General features: G+C 68.6%; 3 protein-coding genes, 1 tRNA gene, 1 rRNA gene and 1 pseudogene. 4 read left to right on the top strand and 2 right to left on the bottom strand.

Annotation, left to right across the window (positions count from 1 at the left end; genetic code table 11):
- From rrf to DY218_RS07185, 3 genes are all read left to right on the top strand, one after another.
- A 5S ribosomal RNA gene (rrf, locus tag DY218_RS07195) occupies positions 1 to 79 on the top strand; the annotation flags it as partial.
- A 103-nt stretch (positions 80 to 182) separates the two neighbouring features.
- On the top strand, positions 183 to 860 hold the full coding sequence (locus DY218_RS07190; protein ID WP_128555070.1) for a DegT/DnrJ/EryC1/StrS family aminotransferase: 678 nt from the start codon (positions 183 to 185) through the stop codon (positions 858 to 860).
- 83 nt (positions 861 to 943) lie between these two features.
- Positions 944 to 1016: transfer RNA gene (locus DY218_RS07185), tRNA-Thr, on the top strand.
- A 58-nt stretch (positions 1017 to 1074) separates the two neighbouring features.
- Here the strand turns inward: DY218_RS07185 and DY218_RS34905 are convergent.
- A pseudogene (locus DY218_RS34905) lies at positions 1075 to 2127 on the bottom strand (PP2C family protein-serine/threonine phosphatase); the annotation flags it as partial.
- 1 nt (position 2128) lies between these two features.
- The coding region (locus tag DY218_RS34900) for a GAF domain-containing protein (RefSeq protein ID WP_407703573.1) at positions 2129 to 3745 on the bottom strand (1617 nt) is incomplete at its 3' end.
- A 317-nt stretch (positions 3746 to 4062) separates the two neighbouring features.
- On the opposite strand from DY218_RS34900, the gene DY218_RS07170 reads away from it, so the two are divergent.
- Positions 4063 to 8997, top strand: a 4935-nt coding sequence (locus tag DY218_RS07170; protein WP_233521413.1) for a HAMP domain-containing protein, incomplete at its 3' end; no start/stop codon positions are given.

The raw sequence follows: 8997 nt of genomic DNA, 5'->3' as shown, positions 1-8997 counted from the left end.
TCCGAACCCGGAAGCTAAGCCTTACAGCGCCGATGGTACTGCAGGGGGGACCCTGTGGGAGAGTAGGACGCCGCCGAACTAATGGTGATGAAGACGCTGGTTCTGGAACTTCGGTTCCGGGACCAGCGTCTTTTTGTTTTGGGTCACTTGCCGTTCATCTTGCCCCATCAACATCCGAAGACATGGGGACAGTTGAGTTGCTCAAGGCGGCTGGTGTCGGTCTCGGTGACGAGGTCGTGGTGCCGGCCTACGGGAACATCGAGGTGGCCGAGGCCGCCGTCCTTGCAGGCGGGTTGCCCGTGTTCGCGGACATCGATCCGGTCACGTACTGCCTCGAACCGCGGGCCGTGGACGCGGTGTTGACTCCGCGGACTGCCGCTGTGGTGGTCGTGCACCGGTTCGGTCAGTTGGCCGACATGGACGGGCTCGGTGAACTCGCCCGAAGGCGTGGTCTGTTGCTGCTCGAAAAGACCGAGGAACGGGGAGCGTACGGAGATGTCGCGGGTCGGCGGGGCAATGCCGCCTATCTGCATGCCCGGCTGCGCGGTGTACAGACACCGGTCGAGGCGCGTGAGCACACCTATCAGCAGTTCGTGGTGCGGGTCCCGGGGAACGGCCGGCCGGATCGGGATGCGTTTGCACGCGCCGTTCGGGCCAGGGGAGTTGACTGCCGTGTGCCGGTGAAGACTCCGGTGCACCGGATGTCCGCGTTCCGTAGGGACATAGTGCTGTGCGAGACGGAGCGGGCCGCGGACGAGACTTTGGCGCTGCCGGTCACCTCGGGAATGACGCGGCGTGAGCTGCATCGTGTGGTGTCCGCCTGCAATGCGCTGGGTGGGCTCTTGCAGCCGGCCTTCTGAGTAGTTCTGCTGGTTCGGAGCACCGGATTGTTCGGGGTATGATTTCTTGCGTCGCCGGGCGGTGGGAGCCGCTCGTGGGACAGGCCCCTATAGCTCAGTCGGTAGAGCGTCTCCATGGTAAGGAGAAGGTCAACGGTTCGATTCCGTTTGGGGGCTCCGCAGAAGAAAGGGCCTTCACCCGCATCGGGTGAAGGCCCTTTCTCGTACGTCCGGTTCAGTCGACGTGCGGCTCGGGCAGGCGCATCGCGAGGATGGCCATGTCGTCGGACGGTGCGTCCGCCGCGAAGCGTTCCACGGCTCGCATGACGCGTCCGGCCACTGCGCCGGCGGTCAGTCCGGTGCAGGTCGTGAGGACGTCGGTCAGACCGTCGTCGCCCAACATGCGGGTGCCCTCGCGGCGTTCGGTGACGCCGTCGGTGACGCAGAGCAGGACGTCACCGGGGTCGAGGGTCACCGTCTGCTCGTACAGCTCGAGATCGTCCATGACTCCGAGCAGCGGCTGGGGCTCGGCTGCGGCCTCCACCGTGCCGTCCTGGCGCAGGCGCAGCGGCAAGGGGTGGCCGGCGCACACCACCTTGAGTACTGCGGAGCCGTCCTCCTGGGGCCACAACTCCCCGTAGAGCAGGGTGAGGAAGCGGCTGCGGGCGCCCTCGTCGAGGATGGCCGCGTTGAGTCGCTCGAGGACCGCGGGGCCGCCGAAGCCCTCGCGGGCGAGCAGGCGGAGGGCGTGCCGGGCCAGGCCCGTGACGGCGGCCGCCTCGGGCCCTGTGCCGCAGACGTCGCCGATGGCGAAGCCGTAAGCGCCGTCCTTGATGGGGAACAGGTCGTAGAAGTCGCCGCCGACCTCATTGCCCTCGCCCGCTGCGCGGTAGATGACCTCCACCTCGACGCCCGGGACCTGGGGGAGGCCGGGCGGCAGGAGGCTGCGCTGCAGGGACTGGCTGATCGCCATGCGCTCCGAGTACAGGCGTGCGTTGTCCAGGGCGAGGGCGGCTCGGCGGGACAGGTCCTCGGCGAGTTCGAGAATCTCCTGGCGGAAGTGGTCATCGGTGGGCTTGCCGAGGGTGAGCATGCCGATGACGCGGTTGCGGGCCACCAGGGGCAGGACGACGGTCTCGCCGCCGACGGCCGACGCGGTGCCGAGAGTCGTCCCGATGCCGCCGCCGAGGCCGGCCGTCTCGCCGAGGCCGACGCTGCGCATCGAGGTGCGCAGGGCCGCTTCGTGCGCTGCTTCTGCCGGTGCGCCCCACACCCGGGCGCCGGGCGTNTTCGTGCGCTGCTTCTGCCGGTGCGCCCCACACCCGGGCGCCGGGCGTCGGCACCGGGTCGGGCGGATCGATGCGGGAGAGCAGGGCCTTGAGTCCGTCGATGCGGTCCTCGTCCTCGTGCAGCACGAAGGAGAGATACGGCTCGGACGACTGGTCGGCGATCGTGTAGACCGCGCACCAGGTGGCGAGAGTGGGCACGGTCATCTGGGCCATCAGGGCCAGCGTCTGGTCCCGGTCGAGAGTGCCGGCGAGCAGATCGGAGGCCTCCACGAGGAAGGAGAGTGAGCCGCGGCGCAGACGCTCCAGTTCGCCGAGGCGGGCGGACTCCACGGCGAGCGCGATGCGGTCGGCCGCGAACTGGAGGCGCAGCGCCTCCTCGTTGGAGTACCGGCCGGTGGCCTCCGCGGCGACTCCGAGGGAGCCCGTGAGGCGGCCCTCGACCTTGAGCGGCACGGTCACGACGGAGTGCATTCCGGTGCCGTTGAGTAGAGGGGCCGCGCCCGGTACGGCCGTGAGGTCCTCGTGGACGGCGGGCATCCTGGCGGAGCCGTAGCGGCCCGTACCGGCCTCGACAGGGACCCGGGCGAACCGCTGGCGGGCCGAGGGCAGGCCGGTGGACGCGCGTACCTCCAACTCGGTCTCGTCGTCCGTGGCGAGGAGGAGGAAGGCGGCGTCACCGTCGAGCATGTCGCGGGCCCGCTCGACGGTGCGCTGCAGCAGCCCGTCGAGGTCGTCCGGAGCGGGTGAACCGATGAACGCGTCGAAGGGATCGGAGGGATGGGGCTCGGTCAGCGGTGCGGAATTGTCCGACTGGGAAGGGCCGCGCAGCGGAGTCTGGAGTACGGCCCGCTCGTCGTCGCGGACCAGGAGGCACACGGTGGACGGAGTGCCGTCGGCGTCGCGGACCCGCAGATGCGAGGCGTAGACGGGCATGACACGGCCGTCCACACCGCGGATGCCGTAGCTGCCCTCCCAGCGGGACAGTTGCAGGGCGTCGGCGATGCCGGTACTCGTGCCGGGGGTGTGCGGCCAGGCGGCGAAATCGGTGAGAGGTTTGCCGGTGACCTCTTCCGCCGTGTACCCGAACAACGCCTCCGCGTCCTCGTTCCAGGCGGAGATGGTGCCCTGGCGGGACACCTGGAGTACGGCGACATGGATCTGGTTGTCGGCGAGCGGCAGCAGGTCGGTGGCGAGGGTGGGGCCGGCCGCGCGGGTGCCCACTTGGCGCTGTGGGAGCTCCAGTTGGAACCAGACCTGCTTGTGGGTCGGCGTGTACTCCACTCCCCAGCGGGTGGCGAGTGCGGCGCACAGCTGCAGGCCGCGGCCGCCCTCGCGGTCGGGGGCGGCGAGACGGGTCGGCTGCAGCGGGATCTCGCGCTCCGGATAGCGGTCGCCCACCTCGATGCGGACGCCGTCCTCGCTGCGCAGGCAGAGGACGTCCGCGGTGGTGCCGGCGTGCACGACCGCGTTCGTCACGAGTTCACTGGTAAGGACGACGGCGTCGTCGACGATGTCCCCGTAACCCCAGCCCTGGAGGGTGTCACGCACGAAGCCGCGGGCGGTCGCCACGGACCGTCCGACGGGTTCAAAACTGGCGGCCGCCCGCGCGGTGATCACAGAACTCCTCGTACCGGTGTCTACGCCCAGGTCTCCCATGGTCATGGTGTGCGGCCGCCCCTCCGGTGCCCGTGAATTCTCGCCACCGCCCAGGCCGGGCGGACCGGGGTGGTTGGACAGCCCGGTGCCAGGTTACTTACCTTCGCGGCCCGCGCGGATGCCGGTCACCGTGGAAAGTGTCCGGGGATGCGCTGCCCCCCTTGTGTGAAGCTGCCGAAGTGTTATGGCCTGGTTCCACCATGGTGAAACACTGGGCAGGCTCAGTGTGCAGACCTGGGCGGACGAGAACGACGGTCGATCCCCGCGGGAGGGACACAGTGGAGTCTGGCGCGGCAGCGCGTGGCACCAGCACGCGTGCGAAGGGCGGCCCGTCCCGCAGTAGACAGCGCGGCACCACCGAGGTGGACACGGCGGCCCTGAACCGGTTGCTCGGAGCCCTCGTCGCCATGCGGGACGGCAACTTCCGTAAGCGGTTGACCGTGTCGAGCGACGACGTGATGGGCGAGATCGCCGCCGTCTTCAATGAGGTCGCCGACCGAAATCTGCACCTTACGGGCGAAATGGCACGAGTGCGGCGCACGGTGGGACGTGAGGGAAAACTCACGGAACGCCTCGAGCACGGTGCGGGTGAGGGGTCCTGGGCGACGGCGGTGGATGCCGCCAACGCGCTGGTCGACGATCTCGTACGCCCGGTCGACGAGGTCGGCCGAGTGCTGTCCGCCGTCGCCGACGGCGATCTCGAGCAGCGGATGGAGCTGCGCGTCCAGGGGCCGGAAGGCGCGGCTCCGCCGCTGCGCGGGGAGTTCCTCAAGGTCGGCCGTACGGTGAACAACCTGGTCGATCAGCTGTCGCGGTTCACCGACGAGGTGACGCGGGTCGCCAGCGAGGTGGGTACCGAGGGCAAGCTCGGCGGCCAGGCGCGAGTGCGTGGAATGTCCGGTTCGTGGAAGGACCTCACGGACTCGGTGAACACCATGGCGTACCGGCTGACCGCGCAGGTGCGGGACATCGCGCTCGTCACCACCGCGGTCGCCAAGGGCGATCTGTCGCGCAAGGTCACCGTGCATGTGGCCGGCGAGATGCTGGAACTCAAGAACACCGTCAACACGATGGTGGACCAGCTCTCCTCGTTCTCCTCCGAAGTGACGCGCGTCGCGCGCGAGGTGGGCACCGAGGGTGAGCTCGGGGGACAGGCTGTGGTGCCCGAGGTGGCCGGTGTCTGGAAGGACCTCACGGACTCCGTGAACCTGATGGCCGGCAACCTCACCGCGCAGGTCCGCGGTATCGCCGAGGTCACCACGGCGGTGGCCAGCGGCGACCTGTCGCGGAAGGTGACGGTCAGTGCGCGCGGCGAGGTCGCGCAACTGGCTGAAACGATCAACCAGATGACCGAGACGCTGCGCACATTCGCGGACGAGGTCACCCGGGTGGCGAACGAGGTCGGCGCCGGCGGACAGCTCGGCGGCCAGGCGAACGTGCCCGGTGCGGCCGGTACTTGGAAGGACCTCACCGACTCGGTGAACACCGTCTTCCGCAACCTGACCACCCAGGTGCGGGACATCGCGCAGGTCACCACGGCGGTCGCCAACGGCGACCTGTCGCAGAAGGTCACCGTCGATGTCGCGGGCGAGATGCTCGAGTTGAAGAACACCGTGAACACGATGGTCGACCAACTGTCCGCCTTCGGCGCAGAAGTCACCCGGGTGGCACGGGAGATCGGCGTCGAGGGCGAGTTGGGCGGGCAGGCCCAGGTGCAGGGCGCGGCCGGCACCTGGAAGGACCTCACCGACTCGGTGAACACGGCCTTCCAGAACCTCACCGGGCAGGTGCGCAACATCGCGCAGGTCACCACGGCGGTGGCCAACGGCGATCTCTCCCAGAAGGTCACCGTCGACGTCTCCGGCGAGATGCTGGAACTCAAGAACACCGTGAACACGATGGTGGATCAGCTCTCGTCCTTCGCGGACCAGGTGACCCGGATGGCGCGCGATGTGGGCACCGAGGGCCGGCTCGGCGGTCAGGCCCGGGTGGACGGCGTCAGCGGCACCTGGAAGGAGCTCACGGACTCCGTCAACTTCATGGCGGGCAACCTGACTTCACAGGTACGGCAGATCGCGCAGGTCACCACGGCGGTGGCGCGCGGTGATCTGTCGCAGAAGATCGATGTGGACGCGCGCGGGGAGATCCTCGAGCTCAAGAACACCATCAACACGATGGTGGACCAGCTCTCCGCGTTCGCCGACCAGGTCACCCGGGTCGCCCGTGAAGTGGGTACGGAGGGCCGGCTCGGCGGTCAGGCGCAGGTGCCCGGTGTGGCCGGCGTGTGGCGCGATCTGACCGACTCGGTGAACGGCATGGCCGGCAACCTCACCGCGCAGGTGCGCAACATCGCGCAGGTCGCGACGGCGGTGGCGCGCGGTGATCTGTCGCAGAAGATCGATGTGGACGCGCGCGGGGAGATCCTCGAGCTCAAGAACACGCTGAACACGATGGTGGACCAGCTGTCGAACTTCGCGGAGCAGGTCACCCGGGTGGCGCGCGAGGTCGGCACCGAGGGCATCCTCGGCGGGCAGGCCGAGGTGCAGGGTGTGGCCGGTACGTGGAAGGACCTCACCCAGTCCGTGAACGGCATGGCCAACAACCTGACCATGCAGGTGCGCAACATCGCCGAGGTCACCACGGCGGTGGCCACCGGTGACCTGTCGAAGAAGATCACCGTCGACGCCAAGGGCGAGATCCTGCAGCTCGTCACCACGGTGAACACGATGGTGGACCAGCTCTCCGCCTTCGCGGACCAGGTGACACGGGTGGCCCGTGAGGTGGGTACGGACGGCATTCTGGGCGGCCAGGCGCGCGTACCCGGGATCACCGGGATCTGGAAGGACCTCAGCGAGAACGTCAACCTGATGGCGAACAACCTGACCTCGCAGGTGCGGAACATCTCCCAGGTGTCCGCGGCCGTCGCCAACGGCGACCTGACGAAGAAGGTGACCGTCGAGGCCCGCGGCGAGGTCGCGCAGCTCGCCGAGACCGTCAACACCATGGTGACGACGCTGAGCCAGTTCGCCGACGAGGTGACCCGGGTGGCCCGTGAGGTGGGCACCGACGGCATCCTCGGCGGCCAGGCGCGCGTACCGGGCGTGGCGGGGACCTGGAAGGACCTCACCGAGTCGGTGAACTCGATGGCGTCGAACCTCACCGGTCAGGTGCGCAACATCGCGATGGTCACCACCGCGATCGCCGAGGGCGACCTCACCAAGAAGATCGACATCGACGCACGCGGCGAGATCCTCGCGCTGAAGACCACCATCAACACGATGGTCGATCAGCTCTCGTCGTTCGCCGAGCAGGTGACCCGGGTGGCCCGCGAGGTGGGCACCGAGGGGCAGTTGGGCGGTCAGGCGCGGGTGCGCGACGTGGACGGGACCTGGCGGGACCTGACCGAGTCCGTCAACGAGATGGCCGGAAATCTCACCCGTCAGGTGCGTGCGATCGCCGCCGTGGCGACCGCGGTGACCCGTGGCGACCTCAATCTGAAGATCGACGTCGACGCCTCCGGCGAGATCCAGGACCTGCAGGACAACATCAACACGATGATCGCCAACCTCCGGGACACGACGATCACCAACAAGGAGCAGGACTGGCTCAAGGGCAACCTGGCCCGTATCTCCGGACTCATGCAGGGCCGCCGGGACCTCGAGGACGTCGCGGGTCTGATCATGAGCGAGCTCACGCCGGTGGTCTCGGCGCAGCACGGTGCCTTCTTCCTCGCGGTGCCGACGGACGACGGCAAGGACGTCGGCGCCGCCGGCGGGGAGTCGTACGACCTGCGGATGCTGGGCAGTTACGGCTACTCGATGGGATCGATGCCGACATCGTTCAAGCCCGGTGAGACGCTGATCGGGACGGCCGCGACGGAGAAGCGGACCATCCTGGTGGAGAACGCACCGACCGGTTACCTGAAGATCGCCTCCGGTCTGGGCGAGGCGCCTCCGGCGCAGGTGATCGTGCTGCCGGTGCTCTTCGAGGACACGGTGCTCGGGGTGATCGAGCTGGCCTCCTTCCAGCCCTTCACACAGATCCAGCGGGACTTCCTCAGCCAGATCGCGGAGATGATCGCGACCAGCGTCAACACCATCTCGGTGAACACCAAGACCGAGGTGCTGCTGCGGCAGTCGCAGGAGCTGACGGAGCAACTCAGGGACCGCTCGGCCGAGTTGGAGAACCGGCAGAAGGCCCTGCAGGCCTCGAACGCCGAACTCGAGGAGAAGGCCGAGCTGCTCGCCCAGCAGAACCGCGACATCGAGGTCAAGAACACCGAGATCGAGGAGGCCCGGCAGGTCCTCGAGGAGCGGGCCGAACAGCTCGCGGTGTCGATGCGCTACAAGTCCGAGTTCATGGCCAACATGTCGCACGAGCTGCGTACGCCGCTCAACTCCCTGCTGATCCTGGCCAAGCTGCTCGCCGACAACGCGGAGGGGAACCTCTCGCCGAAGCAGGTGGAGTTCGCCGAGACGATCCACGGCGCAGGCTCCGACCTGCTGCAGCTGATCAACGACATCCTCGACCTGTCCAAGGTCGAGGCGGGCAAGATGGACGTCTCGCCGACCCGTATCGCACTCGTCCAGCTCGTGGACTACGTGGAGGCCACCTTCCGGCCGCTGACCGCGGAGAAGGGCCTGGACTTCTCGGTACGGGTGTCGCCCGAGCTGCCGGCGACGCTGCACTCCGACGAGCAGCGGCTCCTCCAGGTGCTGCGCAATCTGCTGTCGAACGCGGTGAAGTTCACCGACACCGGCGCCGTGGAGCTGGTGATCAGGACGGCCAACTCGGATGTGCCGAACGCCATTCGGGAGCAGCTGCTCGAGGCGGGTTCGCTGCGGGACGCGGACGCCGACCTGATCGCGTTCTCGGTCACGGACACCGGTATCGGCATCGCCGCCAGCAAGATGCGGGTGATCTTCGAGGCGTTCAAGCAGGCGGACGGCACCACCAGCCGCAAGTACGGCGGTACGGGCCTCGGGCTCTCGATCAGCCGGGAGATCGCCCGGCTGCTCGGCGGCGAGATCCATGCGGCGAGCGAGCCGGGGCGGGGTTCCACCTTCACCCTGTATCTCCCGCTGCACGCCAGCGAGTTGCCGCCGCAGGGGTACGTACAGCTGCCGGTGGCCGGGGCTGCGGCCAGGCCGGTGCCCGAGCTGCCGCCGGCGCCGGCCGGCGCCGACCAGCCGGCTGCGCGGGCGTCCGAGGAG

The organism is Streptomyces triticagri, from assembly GCF_003429565.1.
Lineage (GTDB): Bacteria > Actinomycetota > Actinomycetes > Streptomycetales > Streptomycetaceae > Streptomyces > Streptomyces triticagri.
The sequence above is the reverse complement of the archived record's forward strand: the minus strand, read 5'-3'. Positions and strand labels throughout refer to the sequence as shown.